Here is a 15,774-nt window from a genome sequence, read left to right on the forward strand (position 1 = left end):
GGTTTACAGAGGGTTATCGCAGCCTCAGTTTCGGTCAATCCTGCGCCCAAAAACAACGCTTGTATTGGTGCGCAGGACGCCAGGGATCTTCGCCAGATCGTCCACCAGAATGTCCAGATCCTCCAGCCTCGGGGCATCAGCGGTCAGCATCAGATCGAATTCGCCATTGATCGATAGGCATAGTTTGACCTCGGGATAAGCCTCGAGCCGTTTAAGGATCCGGTTGGTTTCCTTCTGCTGCACTTCCAGCATGACGATGACCTGCACTTTGGGTGTGTCTTCCGTGGACCCAAGGCGCACGGTGTATCCGGTGATTACGCCGCGATGTTCCAGACGATTGATCCGTTCATGCACAGTCGTGCGGGCCACACCCAGCGAGGCCGCGATCTGCGTGGTCGAGGCACGTGCATTGGCTTGCAGGGCGGCGATGATACGGCGGTCAAGCTGGTCCATTGGGGCTCCGGTTTGCGGCAAGTCCGGGTTTAGATCAGATTGACATCTTTTCTCAAGGCTCACGCGGCATGCGTGGGTGCAGGTCGTCGATTATAATCGGGTGCGCGTGCGGGTCCGCCCCGGCCAGATGCGGATGATCGGCTGGCAGATCGGGGTGAGTGTGAACAACCGGTTCCTGATCGTCACGCGGCCAAAGACTGGCTGCCACAATCACGCCTGCCACGGACAGAATGGACATACTGCCGAGCGCAACAGTCGGCCCATAGGCAGTCATTATCCACCCAGCCAGCGGATACAGCACCAACCAGCAGCCGTGTGACAGAGTAAACTGTGCGGCAAAGACGGCGGGGCGGTCTTCGGGATGGGCCGAACGGGTCAACAAACGACCCGAAGGCGTAAGGGTTGTAGAATACCCAAAGCCGATAAAGGCCCAAAAAACGGCAAGGACACCCAGCGTAAGCGGGGTCGTCGCGGTCAGAACCGAGGCGACGGCCATAGCGCCCGACGCAAGAATGGCTCCGGACAGCATAACCTTGCGATCCTCAATCCGATCCAGCAGTCGGGGCAGAGCAAACGCCGCCAGCATCGACCCGCCGCCAAATCCGGCCAGTGCAATGGCCACGGCGCTTTCTGACAGGCCAAGGGTGGCCCGCACGATGACCACTGTGTTGACGATTACCATCGAACTCAGCGCTGCGGCGCTCCAGTTAAGCGCAAGCAGCCCCCTCAGCCGGGGCGTTTTCAGGTAGATGCGAATTCCGCGTGTCGTGCGGTCATAGATTCCGCGTGGTTTGCTGGGCTTGGGCGAGGGCAGGACGACCGAGACCACCAGCAATGCCGAAGCAACAAACCCCAGCGCTGTGCCCCAGAACAGGCTGTTGAAGCTGACCAGCAACAGAAGAGCCGCGGCAAACATCGGGCTCAGCAGGCTTTCCATGTCGTAGGCAAGACGTGACAGTGACAAAGCGCGGGTATATTCGTTTTCGTCCGGCAAGACGTCCGGGATCGTTGCCTGAAAGGCGGGCGTAAAGCCCGCCGAGGCGGATTGTAGCACGAAGATCAGCACATAGATTTGCCAGACCTCGGTCACGAAAGGCAGGCATACAGCGACTGCGGCGCGGATCAGGTCCAGAAGAACCAGCATTTTCCGACGGTCCAGCCGCTCGGCAAATGCAGCGGCCAGGGGGGCCACGGTGACATAGGCCACCATCTTGATCGTTAGCGCGGTGCCCAGCACAAGGCCAGCAGCGTCTCCGGCCAGATCAAAGGCCAGCAGCCCAAGCGCGACTGTGGCCAGCCCGGTTCCGGTCAGGGCGACGATCTGGGCAGCAAACAGGTGGCGGTAGGTCCGGTTTTTTAGAATGCTCAGCATGGTTCAGAGGTATTTCGTGATGGCTTTGAAATCCTCGATCCCGCCGCTATCGCCATCGGAAGACAGGCAATGGTCGATGTGATCATGGATCAAGGCACGCTTGGCGTTGGTGACCGCTTTTTCAACGGCAAACAGCTGTTGGGCGATGTCAGAACAGGGCGCCTGACCTTCAAGCATGGCAATGACCTTTGCCAGATGCCCGTGGGCCCGTTTCAGCCTTGCCGTGATATGCGGATGCGACTCGCGGGGTAAATTTGTCATGATGTATCCCTATCCCCCCCATGAGGATATTGTCAATCTTGTTGCGGGGATTTGCCCGTGACTTTTGGACGGCGTTGAGTTTATGGACCAAACCGCCTATCTCGGAGGCGATACCGCACAAAGGAATAGTCGGGTGGCGAACCATTTGTACAAAAACGACCTGCCGGACGGGCTGGATCTGGGCCCTGTTGTGGCCATTGACTGTGAAACCATGGGTCTGAACCCACATCGGGACCGCTTGTGCGTGATTCAGATGTCGGGTGGTGACGGCAACAGCCATATCGTGCAGGTGGAAAAAGGCCAGACTGAGGCGCCGAACCTATGTGCCATGCTGGAAAACCCTGACATTCTGAAGCTGTTCCATTTCGGGCGCTTCGACATCGCCGCTATGTACCATACATTTGGTGCTCTGGCCGCGCCGGTCTATTGCACCAAGATCGCCAGCCGCCTGGTGCGGACCTATACCGACCGGCATGGGCTCAAGAACCTGTGTCAGGAACTCATCGGTGTCGATATTTCCAAACAGCAACAGATGAGCGATTGGGGCGCAGCCTCATTAACGGACGCTCAATTGGATTATGCTGCGTCTGACGTTCTTTATCTGCATCAGCTGCGCGATGCGCTAAACATTCGGCTGGCTCGCGAGGACCGGACTGAAATGGCGCAGGCCTGTTTTGACTTCCTGCCGATGCGTGCGAAACTGGACCTCGCCGGTTGGCCCGAAACGGATATCTTTGCGCACTCATGACCGATACCGAAGCATTCTTGAAAACCGCCCGTCAGGTGGTGACTGACGAAGCCCGCGCGCTGGACGTACTTGCCGACAGTCTGGACGCGCATTTTGCTAAAGCCGTGCAGCTGATCCTTCAGGCCACCGGGCGCATCATCATCAGCGGCATCGGCAAGTCAGGCCACATAGGTCACAAGATTGCGGCCACGCTGGCCAGCACCGGAACGCCTGCCTATTTCGTGCATCCGGCCGAGGCCAGCCATGGTGATCTTGGCATGGTCTCCAAGGGTGATGTGGTTTTGGCGATTTCGAATTCGGGCGAGGCACCGGAACTTGCCAATCTGCTGGCCTTTACGCGCCGCTTTGGCATTCCGCTGATTGGATTGTCCAGCAAACCTGACAGCACATTGATGAAACAGGCCGACGTACATCTTCTGATCCCGTCGATGGGCGAGGCCTGCGGTTTTGGTATGGTGCCGTCGATCTCCACAACGCTGACCCTTGCCATGGGGGATGCACTGGCGATTGCCCTCATGAAATACCGCGATTTCCGGCCCGAGGATTTCCGTGCCTTCCATCCCGGCGGCAAACTGGGTGCTCGGCTGAGCACAGTACAGGATCTGATGCATGTCGGAGAGGCCCTGCCTCTGATTGCGGCAAATACTCCGATGAGCGATGCGCTGATCGAAATCAGCCAGAAGGGGTTTGGTGTTGCTGGCGTAACGGACCCGCAGGGTCAATTGGCAGGGATCATTACAGACGGTGACTTGCGGCGCCACATGGATGGGCTGCTGAACAAAACGACCGAGCAGGTCATGACCCCCAACCCCACAACCATATCCCCGGATGCGTTGGCAGAAGAAGCGGTTGCAATCATGAATGACCGTAAGATCACCTCGCTCTTCGTGGTTGACGAGGCGACATCAGGTCAGGCTTTGGGGCTGCTTCACATCCACGATTGCCTGCGTGTCGGTCTGGGCTGAGGGAGGCTGAGGTGGACAGATATTCCCGCATGGTGCAGTTCCTGAAGGTGCTGTTGCCGCTTGCGGCTATTGTGATGTTATCCACGGTATTCCTGCTGTCCCGCAGCATTGAAACAAACGTTTCCGTGCCTTTCGCGCAGAAAGACATTGATGAGAGACTGGCACAACAGGTGGTAACGCGGCCGGATTACCGCGGAACGACCCGCAAGGGAGAGACCGTGCATATCGAGGCGGTGCAAGCCACGCAGGGCACCGAGGCGTCGGTTCCGACCGCGTCCGAGTTTCGCGGCCGCTTTGGGCTGCTCAATGGCGGCACAATTACGCTGGATTCGAATTCCGGCCTGATCCGTCCGGATAGTGGAACAGCAACCTTTGTTGGTGACGTGGTCATCACCACGGCGGATGGGCTCAAGGTTACGACGGATCTGCTCAATACCTCGTTGGACGAAGTCCGGGGCGATACGCCGGGGCAGGTGAACGGAACCGGTCCGATCGGTAACTTTTCCGCGGGGCGTATGACCTTTGGCACTGAAAAAACGGACGGGCCGGTCCATATTGTTTTTACAGACGGTGTGAAGCTGGTATACGAGCCTGAAAAAGCAGAAAGATAACTTGTGTTCGATTTTCGATTTGTTCCTTTGTGCCTCGCCTTGATCGCGGGCGCCGCGCCCGTGACTGCGCAAGAGGCGCAGGTGGCTTTTGGGTCCGCGAATGCCGATCCGAGCCTGCCGGTCGAGGTGACATCGGAAACCCTGAACGTCAATCAAGAGGACGGATCGGCCGAGTTCATCGGGAATGTCATCGTCGTACAGGGTGAAATGCGCCTGACAGCCGAACGCGTGCTGGTTATCTACAATCAGGAACGCTCGGCGATCGAGCGAATGGAGGCGACCGAGAATGTGGTTCTGGTCAGCCCGCCGGATGCAGCGGAAGGCGACTGGGCTGAATACAAGATCGGCTCGGGTGAGATTGTCATGAAGGGCAATGTCCTTCTGACACAGGGCCCCAGCATCATCAGTGGCGATCAGATGAACGCCAACCTGACATCGGGCACTGCGACAATGACCGGGCGGGTCAAAACGATCTTGCAGCAGGGAAACAACTGATGGCGCGTCCCGACCTGAAACTGACCGAGGGCAGTTCCGGGCTGCGCATCGAGAAGCTGCGGAAGTCCTACAAAAAAAAGACGGTGATCCGCGATGTTTCGATGACGTTGGGTCGGTCCGAAGTGGTGGCGCTGCTGGGGCCGAACGGGTCTGGTAAAACCACAACGTTCTATTCAGTTGCGGGCCTTGTGTTCCCCGAGGCGGGAAAAGTCACGATCGACGGCCAGAATGTGACTACTTTGCCGATGTACCGGCGGGCAAGGATGGGGATCGGCTATTTGCCGCAGGAGATGTCGATCTTTCGCGGCATGAGCGTCGAGGACAACATTGCTGCCGTTCTGGATATCACGGTCTCTCATGCGCATAAGCGCAAAGAGCGTTTGGAAGAGCTGTTGTCTGACTTTTCGATCGAACACTTGCGCCGGGCCCCGGCATTGGCGCTGTCAGGCGGCGAGCGCCGCCGGGTCGAGATCGCGCGCTGTTTGGCCGCAGACCCCAAATACCTGCTGCTGGATGAACCGTTTGCAGGCGTTGACCCAATTAGTGTCGGGGATATTCGCCATCTGGTCGCGGATCTGAAGAAACGCGGTATTGGTGTGCTGATCACCGATCACAACGTCCGGGAAACGCTGGAAATTGTCGACCGGGCCTATATCCTGCATGACGGTCAGGTTTTGATGTCCGGCACACCTGATGAGGTTGTCGAAAACGAGAATGTGCGCCGCGTCTATCTGGGCGAGAATTTCCGCATTTCATAACCTTGCGCGGAGTTGTGCCAATTGCATGGCGGAAATCGCGTATATACACATCTGTTTTGATTGACTCTTCCCTCGTCTCTTGCCTCAATTGGCTTATGGCATTTACCCGGTTCCAGTCTGGATATCGATGTCCCTTCTTCGAAGGGCTGGAAACAAGGCAACCGCGGAAAATGTCTCTACCCCCCACCCGATAAAAACAAGCTCGCCGCGTTTCGCGGCGTCAGAATGGGTGTGAATTGTGAAGGAGATCACATGCGTTACCAAATCAGCGGAAAACAGATCGACATCGGTTCAGCATTGCAGACACACGTGCAGACCGAACTGAATGAGGTCGTGGGCAAGTATGCGCAGCGGCCTACGGATGCCAACGTCGTCTTTTCCCGTTCGGCGCATGAATATGTATGCGAAACAACGGTGCACCTGTCCACTGGCCTGACGGCGCAGGCCAAGGCCCATGCAACCGAGATCTACGCGGCATTTGAGGCATGCTGTGATAAAATGGAAAAACAGTTGCGTCGTTACAAGCGCCGCCTGAAGGACCACCACAAGGATCGGGCCGAACCGGTTGAACTCTTTGGGGCGTCCTCTTATATCCTCGCTTCTAACGAATCGGAGTCGGTCGATGAACCCGAATCGCTTCAGCCAATGATTGTGGCTGAGATGGAAACAAAAATCCCATCTTTGAGCGTTGGAGAGGCCGTTATGCAAATGGAACTTGCCGGTGCGCCAGTACTGGTGTTCAGAAATGAAAACAAGGACGGATTGAATGTCGTTTATCGTCGCGAAGACGGTAATATCGGCTGGATTGATCCGTAACAGGCAAGGATACGGGGCTGCACCCGCTGATGCGGGTGCGTGCCATGGAGCGTGATTATGGAGCTTTCGAGCATACTGAAGCCCGAAGCGGTGCGTGTATTGTCCGCGGCTTCCAGCAAGAAGCGGCTGTTTCAGGAAATCGGTGACGTCGCCGCGGCGACGCTAGGTATCGATCCTCAGGAAGCAGTTGATTTGCTGCTGGAGCGGGAAAGCCTTGGACCGACCGGTGTCGGCCATGGTGTGGCGCTGCCGCATGCGCGCCTGCCCGATCTTGATTCGGTTTCAGGTGTTTTTGTCATGCTTGAGAAGCCCATCGATTTCGGTTCGGTTGATCGCCAGCCTGTGGACATTGCCTTCGCGCTGTTTGCACCGGAAGAGGCGGGTGTTGATCACCTCAAAGCTCTGGCGCTGGTGTCTCGCACATTGCGGGATACTTCGGTTTGCACCAAGCTCCGGGCCAACCCTGATCCGGTAAAGCTCTATGCGATCTTGACTGAGGCGCAGTCTATGCAAGCCGCCTGATTAACTAAAAAAGCCCCCGAAAACCGGGGGCTTCTTTCTTTTCATTTGACCGGATCAACCACCGGTTCCCATTTCCAGCGTCCACCAGATTTTACCACCGCCTTCCTGATGCCAGGCGAATCCCATTTGGGTGGCTTTGGCGTCCATGATGACAGCCCTTGGTCCAGGTTCCTGCATCCATGCGGCAAGTGTTTCCGTCTCGGTCTCGTAGGTTTCGGAAATGGCTTCCCCCAGGAACGTTCCGAAATAGCCGACACGCGCTGCCCGGTCGATCGGTGATGAACCGTCTGACCCAAAGTGCCAGGGCCGGTTCTGCCGCGACATATCCTTCGAATGAGTCGCTGCCGCTGCGTTCAGCTGTGCGTTCAGCTGTACGGGCTGCAGTCCCTGAGACTGACGCAAAGCATTGACCGAATCAAGCATGCGGAACTGCAGCTTTTCCGGATTGCCGCGGATCTTGTATACGGTCGGCAATGGGCGACCATCAGATCCCAGAGTGGTTGAGCCAGTGTTGGTACATGCCGCAAGCGCGACAAAGCAAATCAACAGTAAAGAAACGATGCGCGTCATGTTCGACCTGATTATTGTATCACAATACGGCATAGCGCGCCTGCTTGTTCTGAGCAAACGCGCAATGGTCATAACTTGCGTGATTCTGCCGGTTTGGTTTGCGACTGAAGCATTCTGGCAATAGAATACCTCTGATTTCAGACCTAACCTAAACACAGGACCCGATGTCATGGTCAAAAAGCGCATTCATTCGCCCACCCGCAGAGGGTTTCTGGCAGGGGCTACCGCCACTCTGGCTACACCGGCACTGGCACAATATATCCCGGGCGACCCGCTGCGCCCCGCACCCGAGACCGAACCGGCGGTTCGCCGCAACGTATCCGGGTTCCGGGCACTGGATTGGCAACCGTATTTCTCGAACACCAGAAATGGCGCTATTTTGGTCGACACCGTCTCAAGGGCGTTGCATTACTGGTCGGATGACCAAACAGTCTATAAATTGTACCCATCGTCGGTTCCACTGACCGAAGAACTCACCCGGCGCGGGCGTACCAGCGTAATCCGCAAGGTCGAAGGCCCAAGCTGGTCTCCGACGCCGTCGATGAAGAAGCGAAATCCGGAATGGCCGGACTACATTCCTCCGGGTCCTGATAACCCATTGGGAACACACGCTTTATACCTTAGCTGGAAGTATTATCGCATTCACGGGACGCACGATACACGCAAAATAGGCCGCAGATCTTCGAACGGCTGCATCGGCCTTTTCAACGAAGACATCGCCGAGCTGTTTTCGATGGCGAAGGTTGGCACGCAAGTGTTGCTAATTTGACGACATTTTCGTGTACGAACCCGCTCACCGGTCAAGTTGCAATTGCATTCCCGCTCTAATGCTGGTTAGAAAAAACTACGAGGTAAGTCTTAGATGTGCGGCTCCGGGTATTGGAACCGTGCAAATTCTGGAGGTTAATATGAAGAAACTCGTTCTCGCCGCAGCTCTGACTGCAGCAGCTTCGACTGCATATGCTGGCAACCTGGAAGAGCCGGTTGTTGAAGCACCAGTTGTTGTTGAAGAAACTCAGGGTTCGTCGCAGGGCATTCTGCTGCCGCTGATCCTGCTGGTCGTTGTTGCTGCTGCTGTTGCTGCAAGCTAATCCGACACGGAATTCATGAAAAAGGCGGTGGAGCAATCCACCGCCTTTTTTAGTTCCAACAGGTCTTCAAGCCTGTTGCGCGCCGGGGGGATATTGACAGGCCAGTATCAAGCCGAGCTTGGCGTTCTCATAGAAAATGCGGGTTGCGTTCTGGAAACGCTTTACGCCAGCCACCCGCACAGATTGTCTTCGATCACCTTTCCAAGTGCCGCGATATGGGCGTCGTCATCGTTAAGGCATGGAATATAGGTAAACGTCTCCCCGCCTGCTTCTTCGAAGCTCTCTTTGATTTCTTCGTTAATCTCTTCAAGCGTTTCGATGCAGTCTGCAGAAAACGCCGGAGCAATAACTGCAATGTTCTTTTTGCCTTGCTTCGCCAGGTCAGCCACGTGATCCACCGTGTAAGGTTTCAACCATTCTTCGGGGCCGAAGCGCGACTGGAAGGTCGATACCAATTGATCATCTGTCCAGCCCAGCCGCTCCTTTAACAGCCTCGTCGTTTTAGCGCATTGGCAGTGATAGGGATCGCCCTGCTGAAGATACCGCTCGGGCATCCCGTGATATGAGCAGACAAGAATGTCGGGCTTTGTCTCCATAGCCTCGTATGCGCGTTCAACAGACTGTGCCAGCGCATCGATATAGATGGGTTCATCGAAATAGGCCGGAACGGTTCGCGTCGCGGGCTGCCAGGCTTCGTCCATCAGTGCGCGAAAGAACTGGTCGTTGGCGGTGGCCGTCGTTGCGCCAGCGTATTGAGGGTAAAGCGGAAAAAACAAGATGCGATCGCACCCTGCCGCTACCATCGCGCGCACTTTGGATTTGGTCGATGGGTTGCCGTAACGCATACAGAAATCGACCATGACTTGATCACCGTATCGTGCCTGCATCGTCTGGCTCAACTTGGCGGTCTGGTCCTTGGTGATGGTCATCAGCGGACTTTCGCCCTTTTCCTGGTTCCAGATCGATTTGTATGCCTCGCCGGAACTGAAAGGTCGCTTGGTCAGGATGATCGCCTGTAGAATCGGTTGCCATTTCCACTTTGGATAATCGATGACACGCTGGTCCGACAAAAACTCATTCAGATATCGGCGCATCGGCCAATATGTGTAGTCGTCTGGCGTGCCCAGATTGGCCAGCAATATACCGACGCGCCCCATCCTGATCTTGGGGTGATCCGTAGGAGCGTGAGCGGGTCGCGTGGCATCAAACATATGAGGCTTCCTGAATTTCTTGCGTTAGGGCCTGAAATAAGGGGATTTGGTCGCGCGTCAATCGGGCAGTTTGCCCTCGTCCGCGCGCAAGGCGTCAGCCAAACGTGCTTGCGCTGACCCAGGACGCAGTGGTTTGGGTTGACTGTCGTGGGGGGACCATCCGGTCAGGCAGATCAGTTCGAACGTGGCTGCCAGACGTCCCGATCCTGTGGTGAAATGAGACGCGTAAATGTTTTGCGCGGCCTCAAATACTGCGCGTTTGGTCGGGTGTTTCAGTCGCCCGGATAACGCATTGGCCTCACCCATATGCCGCAGATCGTGCATCAGGTGCCAGATGTCACGGTACTCAGCCGTGAGTGGCATCGAGTCTGCGACGGGCAAGGCCAGACCGGCCCGCTGCAACAAACCGCCGAAGTCTCTCAACCCGGCCATCGGGGCGATGCGGGGGCTGAGGCCACCGGTAACGTCAATCTCTGCCTGACCCAACGCCGAGCGCAATTCGTGCAACGTTTCGCCGCCCAGACAAACAACCAGCAACAACCCGTCGGGTTTCAGCGCGCGGTGGCATTGGATCAACTGACCCACCGGATCGTTTGCGCAGTGCAGTGTCATGGCGTGGATAACAAGGTCATGGGCGCCGGGTTGCAGTGCCAGCACATCGTTGTCCGCTATGATCGAGGCTTCGGGAAACGCGTCCGTCCAAAGCTGCGGGAATGCGGTCACGATCGCTGCCGCCGTAAAGGTTTTGTTAACCATGGAGAGCCGATCCTGAACCTCGTCCATCGCGGCGCGGTGCAGAAAAAGGGCGTTATCCTGCACGCGGCTGCGATGACGCAGAATGGCGGCACGGTCAAAAAGTGAGGGTGCAGTGGGTTCGGGCAGTTTCATAGCTGGCAAGTATCGCATCGCGCAACGGATTCAAACCGCACTTGCGCTGATTTATCCACCACGTTGCATGGGGTGCGGCGACCTGACCGAGTCCGATTTTGGCCTGTGTGGCCCATGCTGGCGGGAAACGCCATTCATTGGCGGCACGGTCTGTGAAAGTTGCGGTCTGCCCCTGATCGGGGGGCAGGACGAGTTTCGGACCGAGTGCGATGATTGCCTGAAGACCGCGCGCCCTTGGAGGGCAGGCCGCGCCGCGCTTTTGTATGACGGCAAGGCGCGGTCACTGATCCTGGCGCTGAAACACGGAGATCGGCCTGAACTGGCCCGCCCTGCCGCGCAGTGGATGGCGCAGGCAGGGCACCCACTGCTGCGACCGGATATGGTGATTGCTCCGGTTCCTCTGCATTGGTCACGATTGGTCAAAAGGCGATACAACCAGTCAGCTCTGTTGGCGCAGAACCTGGCGCGCGAGACAGGATTGGAATGTGTACCCGATCTGTTGATTCGCAAAAAAAAGACGCCGGTGCTGGACGGCAAAACAGCTGCCGAGCGGGCACAGATTTTGGGCGACGCGATATGCCTTCACCCCCGAAAAGCCCGCCATCTAACTGGCCGGGACATTTTGCTGGTGGACGATGTGATGACGTCCGGGGCAACACTGGCCGCATGCACTCGTGCCTGTCAGGCGGCGGGGGCAAATCATATTTTCGTGTTGGCTCTGGCGCGCGTTGCCAAGGATGCCTAATTCGCCCAAGATTGCGCGAAATCCAAAGGGAACGGAAAATGAAGTCGGTAGAGATCTATACATCGCCACTGTGCGGCTTTTGTCATGCGGCCAAACGCCTGCTGAAGCAGAAAGGTGTCGAGTTCAAGGAAATCGACGTGCTGATGCACCCCAAACGCAAACCTGAAATGATTCAACGTGCCGGGGGTAAACGCACGGTCCCGCAGATTTTCATCGGCGCTACGCATGTCGGCGGTTGCGATGATTTGTACGAGTTGGAGCGTCAGGGCAAGCTTGACCCTCTGCTTGCGGCCTGATGAAAACCGCGCTGCTGCAAATCACCTCGTCGGACGATCCGGCTGAAAACCTCGGGATGGTCCGAGGTATGATGGCCGAAGCTGCAGAACAGGGCGCCCGCTTTGTTCTGACACCAGAGGTTACGAATTGCGTTTCGACCAGCACCACACGGCAGCGCGCGGTTTTACAACATGAAGAAGATGACATCACCTTGGCGGGCCTGCGTGAACAGGCTGCTGATCTGGGTGTATGGCTTCTGATCGGCTCGTTGGGGCTCAAGACCCATGATAGTGACGGTCGCTTTGCCAATCGTTGCTTTATGATCGGACCGCAAGGTCAGATCACGGCGCAGTATGACAAAATCCACATGTTCGATGTGCAGGTTACCGAGACTGAGACGTTCCGCGAATCGAAAAACTACCGTCCAGGTGAAAAAGCGGTCATCGCCGAAACGGATTTCGGCAAGGTTGGTCTGACCATCTGTTACGATATCCGCTTTCCGTATTTGCACGCGGCACTGGCGCAGGCGGGCGCGCGCATTCTGACCGTCCCGGCCGCGTTCTCGCCGGTCACAGGTGCCGCGCATTGGGAAGCCTTGCTACGCGCACGTGCAATCGAAACCGGGTGCTGGGTGCTGGCCCCGGCCCAAACAGGCGAACATCCAAAAACCGGCGGTAAAACACGCTATACTCACGGTCACAGCATGGTCGTCGACCCGTGGGGAAAGGTGCTGATCGACGCAGGGACCGATCCAGGCATTCACATTTTCGATTTGGATGATAGTTCTGTGACTGAGGCACGGCGACGTGTCCCTTCACTGCACCACCGCCGTTCCTTCGACGGACCCTGACAGAACGGAACAATGACAGACGACACCAATGCCCTTGCGGTCACGCTGTTCAGCGAGATCCTGACTGCCGACCAGCTATTGCGGAACCGGCTTAGCCGGGTGCTGCCCAAGGGCATGGAAATCTCGCATTTCTCGGTTCTGAACCACCTGGCTTTTGTCGCGGATGAGCGCAGCCCGGCGCAGCTGGCCAACACGTTCCACGTGACCCGAGGGGCGATGACCAACACCTTGGCCAAGCTGGAATGGGCCGGATACATCCACATCCGCCCCGACTGGGACGATGCCCGCCGCAAGATGGTCGCGATCAGCCCCGCCGGTAAACGCGCGCGGGATCAGGCGATTTCCTCGATTGCTCCGTTGATCAACCGCGTGGTCGGAGAGTTGGGGGACGACCGTGTTCGGTCGACACTGCCAGTGCTGCGCGATCTGAGAAAACAGCTGGAAGGGGAATAACCCTCAGCCCGGTTTCACACTCGCCGTCACATAGTTCACGCTTAAATCCCGGTCCGAGATCGACCAGCTCCAGAGGATCGGGTTGAAGACGAACCCCTTGCGGTCCACCGGGTCCATCCCAGCCTGACGCAGCAGGTCGAACAACTCATCAGGGGTGATGAACTTGTTCCACTCATGCGTGCCGCGCGGCAGCCAGCGCATGACGACCTCGGCCCCGAAAATCGCCATCGCATAGGATTTCGGGTTGCGGTTTATGGTTGAGCAGATCAGCAGCCCGCCCGGCTTGAGCAATTTTTGCGAGGCGGTCAGGAAGCCCTCCGGGTCGGCCACATGCTCGACCACTTCCATGTTCAGGACCACGTCGAACTGCTCACCTGCGGCGGCCATGTCTTCGGCTGTGGTGTGGCGATAGTCGATCTTCAAACCGGATTGCTCGGCATGGATACGCGCAACAGGCAGGTTGCCTCCGGCGGCATCGGCCCCAACGACCTCGGCCCCCAGACGTGCCATGGGTTCGCTCAGCAGACCACCGCCACAACCGATATCCAGCAGGCGCAGCCCTTCGAACGGATTTCGCGCTTTCAGATCGCGGTCGAATTCACCGGCGATCTGCTGTGTGATATAATCCAAACGGCAAGGATTCAGCATGTGCAAGGGTTTGAATTTCCCATGAGGATCCCACCATTCCGCCGCCATCGCTTCGAATTTTGCGATCTCGGATGGATCCACCGTGTTCGGATGCGCTTGCATTCCTGTCTCCGTATGCTCTTTTACGCTTAAGGACTATATAGGGCCATAATGGACAAGTACCCGGACCAAAAGCGCGCAGTTCAATATCTGTACCCGCCGATCGATCCGTTCGACCAGCGTATGGTCGATATGGGCGACGGGCACCGTATCTATGTGGAACAATGCGGCAACCCCGAAGGCAAACCGGTGGTGATCCTGCATGGCGGCCCAGGCGGTGGCTGCAGCCCTGCAATGCGGCGTTATTTTAATCCACAGGCCTACAGGGTGATTCTATTTGATCAGCGTGGGTGTGGCCGGTCTCGCCCCACGGCTTCGGTTGAAAACAACACTACATGGCATTTGGTGGCCGATATTGAACGGTTGCGCGACCTGTTCGAGATTGATGAATGGATTGCTTTTGGCGGCAGCTGGGGCGCGACCCTTGCGTTGATCTACGCGCAGTCGCATCCAGACCGGGTCAGCCGATTGGTGCTGCGCGGTGTGTTCCTGGCAACTGACGCTGAACTTGACTGGTTTTATGGCGGCGGAGCGGGACGTTTCTGGCCGGAACAGTGGCAGAAATTTACCTCACTGTTGCCCGAGGTGGAGCTGAAGGACACCATCACCGCCTACAATAAACGCCTGTTCTCGGGGGACCGCGCGACCGAGACCCTGTATGCGCGGGCATGGTCGCACTGGGAAAATGCGCTGGCGTCGATCCATACGAACGGATCAGTGGGCGAAAGCCCCGGCGAATACGCCCGTACATTTGCCCGGCTCGAGAATCACTATTTCTACAATAAGGCGTTCCTGGAAACGGATGGGCAGATCCTAGATCAAATGGACCGGATTGCTCATATCCCGGGTCACATCGTGCAGGGGCGATACGACATGATTTGCCCGCCACAGGCCGCCTGGTCGCTGAGCGAACGCTGGCCGAATGCCGAGATCAAGATGGTACGTCAGGCCGGTCATGCGCTTTCTGAACCCGGGATCAGCGCAGAACTGATCCGGATCATGGATCGCGTGGCGGAGGGTTTGGCATGACACGCATCGACCGCCGTGCCTTGTTTGCTTCGGGTGCCGCCGCCGCGCTGCTTGCCGCGACAGGCGCGTCCCTGGCGGACAGACCTGAGAAAGGCGGCACGCTGCGATTGGCCGTACCGCGCGACGACAGTCTTGAGCAGGTGGCGCGCGGTGCGGTTTTCGACACGCTGACCGAGATCGCCCCGGATGGCACTTTGCGGGGCGAGCTTGCGACGGGCTGGCAAACCGACGCTGATGCGAGGGTCTGGAGCTTTGATCTGCGCAACGATGCGGTGTTCCACGACGGCGCGTCTTTGGACATCGCAGATGTTGCGGCCGTATTGGCCGAGGTCGGGCATACCGAGGCATTGACCGCCAACCGTTTACGGCTGGAACTGGCCGAGGCAAATCCGGGCCTTCCATTCCTTTTGGCGGACAGTCGTTTTATCATTGCCTGCAATGGCCAAGGCGTCACGCCGCTACACAACGCCAATGGCACAGGTTGTTACCGTGTCGAACGCGCCGAAGACGGGCGGCATTTCCTGGGTCGCCGTGTTTTGGAACATTACAAGGACGGTCAGGCCGGTTGGGTCGATGCATTCGAAGTGATCGTTATTCCCGATGCCCGTGTTCGCGCCGAGGCATTGCGTGATGGCTATGTCGATGTCGCTGCCTTCCCCGATTCGTCAGAGATCCGCGGTACGCGCGGTCTTCGCTACTATCCTTCCGAGACCGATATGGCACTGGCCGTCTCTGGGGCGGTGGGATTGCCGCGGCAGATTGCCGGACGCACGGTTCTGGACGACGGGCGTATCGCTGAACGGTGGTGGATCGTGTAATTCCGGGTGACACTTCAGTCGGGGGTTGCAGACTCGGATCATCCTGCGTATATGCAGTTTCAACAGCGGCGCGTTGGACTTCCGGTCCAAGGCTC

Annotated in this window: 22 protein-coding genes; 15 read left to right on the forward strand and 7 right to left on the reverse strand. The window is 57.4% G+C overall.

Annotation, left to right across the window (positions count from 1 at the left end):
* Positions 1-24 precede the first annotated feature (24 nt).
* Genes AC2FLO_RS13885 through AC2FLO_RS13895 form a run of 3 tightly spaced genes read right to left on the reverse strand, consistent with a single transcriptional unit; the run spans position 25 to position 2,086 of the window.
* Complete coding sequence (locus tag AC2FLO_RS13885) at positions 25-453, reverse strand: Lrp/AsnC family transcriptional regulator (RefSeq protein WP_267363085.1); 429 nt, start codon at positions 451-453, stop codon at positions 25-27.
* A 52-nt stretch (positions 454-505) separates the two neighbouring features.
* The gene (locus AC2FLO_RS13890; RefSeq protein ID WP_496753646.1) at positions 506-1,825 is read right to left on the reverse strand and encodes an MFS transporter; all 1,320 of its coding nucleotides are present in this window, start codon (positions 1,823-1,825) and stop codon (positions 506-508) included.
* Positions 1,826-1,828: 3 nt separating this feature from the next.
* Entirely contained in the window at positions 1,829-2,086 is a 258-nt protein-coding gene (locus AC2FLO_RS13895) for a metal-sensing transcriptional repressor (protein ID WP_480474768.1), read from the reverse strand.
* Positions 2,087-2,219: 133 nt separating this feature from the next.
* Between AC2FLO_RS13895 and AC2FLO_RS13900 the strand changes: the two genes are divergently transcribed.
* The 7 genes from AC2FLO_RS13900 to AC2FLO_RS13930 all read left to right on the forward strand — a co-directional run bounded on the left by AC2FLO_RS13900 (position 2,220) and on the right by AC2FLO_RS13930 (position 7,001).
* Complete coding sequence (locus AC2FLO_RS13900; RefSeq protein ID WP_267363090.1) at positions 2,220-2,834, forward strand: ribonuclease D; 615 nt, start codon at positions 2,220-2,222, stop codon at positions 2,832-2,834.
* Positions 2,831-3,799, forward strand: a complete 969-nt coding sequence (locus AC2FLO_RS13905) for a KpsF/GutQ family sugar-phosphate isomerase (RefSeq protein ID WP_496753644.1) — start codon at positions 2,831-2,833, stop codon at positions 3,797-3,799. Before AC2FLO_RS13900 ends, AC2FLO_RS13905 begins: the two co-directional genes overlap by 4 nt.
* Before the next feature lie 11 nt (positions 3,800-3,810).
* Positions 3,811-4,410: an LPS export ABC transporter periplasmic protein LptC gene (gene lptC / locus AC2FLO_RS13910; RefSeq protein ID WP_267363092.1), complete on the forward strand. Its 600-nt coding sequence runs from the start codon at positions 3,811-3,813 to the stop codon at positions 4,408-4,410.
* A 3-nt stretch (positions 4,411-4,413) separates the two neighbouring features.
* Positions 4,414-4,905 (forward strand): LptA/OstA family protein, encoded by a 492-nt coding sequence (locus tag AC2FLO_RS13915; protein WP_480483925.1) that lies wholly within the window; start codon positions 4,414-4,416, stop codon positions 4,903-4,905.
* Complete coding sequence (gene lptB, locus AC2FLO_RS13920; protein ID WP_480474775.1) at positions 4,905-5,663, forward strand: LPS export ABC transporter ATP-binding protein; 759 nt, start codon at positions 4,905-4,907, stop codon at positions 5,661-5,663. The genes AC2FLO_RS13915 and lptB overlap by 1 nt, the downstream gene beginning before the upstream one ends.
* A 252-nt stretch (positions 5,664-5,915) precedes the next feature.
* Positions 5,916-6,479, forward strand: coding sequence for a ribosome hibernation-promoting factor, HPF/YfiA family (hpf, locus tag AC2FLO_RS13925; protein ID WP_496753641.1), 564 nt, complete (start codon positions 5,916-5,918; stop codon positions 6,477-6,479).
* A gap of 57 nt (positions 6,480-6,536) precedes the next feature.
* Positions 6,537-7,001: a PTS sugar transporter subunit IIA gene (locus AC2FLO_RS13930; RefSeq protein WP_480587215.1), complete on the forward strand. Its 465-nt coding sequence runs from the start codon at positions 6,537-6,539 to the stop codon at positions 6,999-7,001.
* A gap of 54 nt (positions 7,002-7,055) precedes the next feature.
* On the opposite strand, the gene dalA is transcribed toward AC2FLO_RS13930, so the two are convergent.
* The gene (dalA, locus tag AC2FLO_RS13935) at positions 7,056-7,571 is read right to left on the reverse strand and encodes a divisome-associated lipoprotein DalA (protein ID WP_480587212.1); all 516 of its coding nucleotides are present in this window, start codon (positions 7,569-7,571) and stop codon (positions 7,056-7,058) included.
* Between the two features lie 169 nt (positions 7,572-7,740).
* On the opposite strand from dalA, the gene AC2FLO_RS13940 reads away from it, so the two are divergent.
* Together AC2FLO_RS13940 and AC2FLO_RS13945 are read left to right on the forward strand one after the other, a co-directional pair.
* Positions 7,741-8,340 (forward strand): L,D-transpeptidase, encoded by a 600-nt coding sequence (locus AC2FLO_RS13940; RefSeq protein ID WP_267363097.1) that lies wholly within the window; start codon positions 7,741-7,743, stop codon positions 8,338-8,340.
* Between the two features lie 139 nt (positions 8,341-8,479).
* Positions 8,480-8,662, forward strand: a complete 183-nt coding sequence (locus AC2FLO_RS13945; protein WP_117870963.1) for a hypothetical protein — start codon at positions 8,480-8,482, stop codon at positions 8,660-8,662.
* Positions 8,663-8,823: 161 nt separating this feature from the next.
* Here the strand turns inward: AC2FLO_RS13945 and hemH are convergent, their stop codons facing one another.
* Positions 8,824-9,873, reverse strand: coding sequence for a ferrochelatase (hemH, locus tag AC2FLO_RS13950; RefSeq protein ID WP_267363099.1), 1,050 nt, complete (start codon positions 9,871-9,873; stop codon positions 8,824-8,826).
* Positions 9,874-9,930: 57 nt separating this feature from the next.
* Complete coding sequence (locus tag AC2FLO_RS13955; protein ID WP_480587203.1) at positions 9,931-10,761, reverse strand: methyltransferase domain-containing protein; 831 nt, start codon at positions 10,759-10,761, stop codon at positions 9,931-9,933.
* On the opposite strand from AC2FLO_RS13955, the gene AC2FLO_RS13960 reads away from it, so the two are divergent.
* The 4 genes from AC2FLO_RS13960 to AC2FLO_RS13975 are packed head-to-tail and all read left to right on the forward strand — an operon-like array spanning position 10,742 to position 13,085.
* Positions 10,742-11,506, forward strand: a complete 765-nt coding sequence (locus AC2FLO_RS13960) for a double zinc ribbon domain-containing protein (protein WP_496753638.1) — start codon at positions 10,742-10,744, stop codon at positions 11,504-11,506. The genes AC2FLO_RS13955 and AC2FLO_RS13960 overlap by 20 nt on opposite strands.
* A 38-nt stretch (positions 11,507-11,544) precedes the next feature.
* A complete protein-coding gene (gene grxC / locus AC2FLO_RS13965) occupies positions 11,545-11,802 on the forward strand; it encodes a glutaredoxin 3 (protein ID WP_209507200.1) in 258 nt (85 codons plus the stop codon).
* On the forward strand, positions 11,802-12,632 hold the full coding sequence (locus tag AC2FLO_RS13970; protein ID WP_496753636.1) for a carbon-nitrogen hydrolase family protein: 831 nt from the start codon (positions 11,802-11,804) through the stop codon (positions 12,630-12,632). Before grxC ends, AC2FLO_RS13970 begins: the two co-directional genes overlap by 1 nt.
* A gap of 12 nt (positions 12,633-12,644) precedes the next feature.
* Positions 12,645-13,085, forward strand: coding sequence for a MarR family winged helix-turn-helix transcriptional regulator (locus AC2FLO_RS13975; protein ID WP_267363106.1), 441 nt, complete (start codon positions 12,645-12,647; stop codon positions 13,083-13,085).
* Positions 13,086-13,088: 3 nt separating this feature from the next.
* Here the strand turns inward: AC2FLO_RS13975 and ubiG are convergent, their stop codons facing one another.
* On the reverse strand, positions 13,089-13,835 hold the full coding sequence (gene ubiG, locus AC2FLO_RS13980) for a bifunctional 2-polyprenyl-6-hydroxyphenol methylase/3-demethylubiquinol 3-O-methyltransferase UbiG (protein WP_496753635.1): 747 nt from the start codon (positions 13,833-13,835) through the stop codon (positions 13,089-13,091).
* A gap of 48 nt (positions 13,836-13,883) precedes the next feature.
* Here ubiG and pip point away from each other — a divergent pair, with 48 nt between their 5' ends.
* Both pip and AC2FLO_RS13990 read left to right on the forward strand, forming a co-directional pair.
* Positions 13,884-14,861, forward strand: coding sequence for a prolyl aminopeptidase (gene pip / locus AC2FLO_RS13985; RefSeq protein WP_496753633.1), 978 nt, complete (start codon positions 13,884-13,886; stop codon positions 14,859-14,861).
* A complete protein-coding gene (locus AC2FLO_RS13990) occupies positions 14,858-15,679 on the forward strand; it encodes an ABC transporter substrate-binding protein (protein ID WP_496753631.1) in 822 nt (273 codons plus the stop codon). The genes pip and AC2FLO_RS13990 overlap by 4 nt, the downstream gene beginning before the upstream one ends.
* Positions 15,680-15,774 lie beyond the last annotated feature (95 nt).

The sequence above is a fragment of the Ruegeria sp. TASC047 genome (assembly GCF_059612445.1).

Excerpts from the sequence above, each read along its gene's own strand:
- pip (WP_496753633.1), top strand. The coding sequence starts at position 13,884 with ATGGACAAGTACCCGGACCAAAAGCGCGCAGTTCAATATCTGTACCCG.
- AC2FLO_RS13890 (WP_496753646.1), bottom strand. The coding sequence starts at position 1,825 with ATGCTGAGCATTCTAAAAAACCGGACCTACCGCCACCTGTTTGCTGCC.
- lptB (WP_480474775.1), top strand. The coding sequence starts at position 4,905 with ATGGCGCGTCCCGACCTGAAACTGACCGAGGGCAGTTCCGGGCTGCGC.
- AC2FLO_RS13940 (WP_267363097.1), top strand. The coding sequence starts at position 7,741 with ATGGTCAAAAAGCGCATTCATTCGCCCACCCGCAGAGGGTTTCTGGCA.
- AC2FLO_RS13885 (WP_267363085.1), bottom strand. The coding sequence starts at position 453 with ATGGACCAGCTTGACCGCCGTATCATCGCCGCCCTGCAAGCCAATGCA.
- hemH (WP_267363099.1), bottom strand. The coding sequence starts at position 9,873 with ATGTTTGATGCCACGCGACCCGCTCACGCTCCTACGGATCACCCCAAG.
- AC2FLO_RS13955 (WP_480587203.1), bottom strand. The coding sequence starts at position 10,761 with ATGAAACTGCCCGAACCCACTGCACCCTCACTTTTTGACCGTGCCGCC.
- hpf (WP_496753641.1), top strand. The coding sequence starts at position 5,916 with ATGCGTTACCAAATCAGCGGAAAACAGATCGACATCGGTTCAGCATTG.
- ubiG (WP_496753635.1), bottom strand. The coding sequence starts at position 13,835 with ATGCAAGCGCATCCGAACACGGTGGATCCATCCGAGATCGCAAAATTC.
- AC2FLO_RS13905 (WP_496753644.1), top strand. The coding sequence starts at position 2,831 with ATGACCGATACCGAAGCATTCTTGAAAACCGCCCGTCAGGTGGTGACT.
- AC2FLO_RS13990 (WP_496753631.1), top strand. The coding sequence starts at position 14,858 with ATGACACGCATCGACCGCCGTGCCTTGTTTGCTTCGGGTGCCGCCGCC.
- AC2FLO_RS13970 (WP_496753636.1), top strand. The coding sequence starts at position 11,802 with ATGAAAACCGCGCTGCTGCAAATCACCTCGTCGGACGATCCGGCTGAA.
- AC2FLO_RS13930 (WP_480587215.1), top strand. The coding sequence starts at position 6,537 with ATGGAGCTTTCGAGCATACTGAAGCCCGAAGCGGTGCGTGTATTGTCC.
- AC2FLO_RS13895 (WP_480474768.1), bottom strand. The coding sequence starts at position 2,086 with ATGACAAATTTACCCCGCGAGTCGCATCCGCATATCACGGCAAGGCTG.
- grxC (WP_209507200.1), top strand. The coding sequence starts at position 11,545 with ATGAAGTCGGTAGAGATCTATACATCGCCACTGTGCGGCTTTTGTCAT.
- dalA (WP_480587212.1), bottom strand. The coding sequence starts at position 7,571 with ATGACGCGCATCGTTTCTTTACTGTTGATTTGCTTTGTCGCGCTTGCG.
- AC2FLO_RS13945 (WP_117870963.1), top strand. The coding sequence starts at position 8,480 with ATGAAGAAACTCGTTCTCGCCGCAGCTCTGACTGCAGCAGCTTCGACT.
- AC2FLO_RS13975 (WP_267363106.1), top strand. The coding sequence starts at position 12,645 with ATGACAGACGACACCAATGCCCTTGCGGTCACGCTGTTCAGCGAGATC.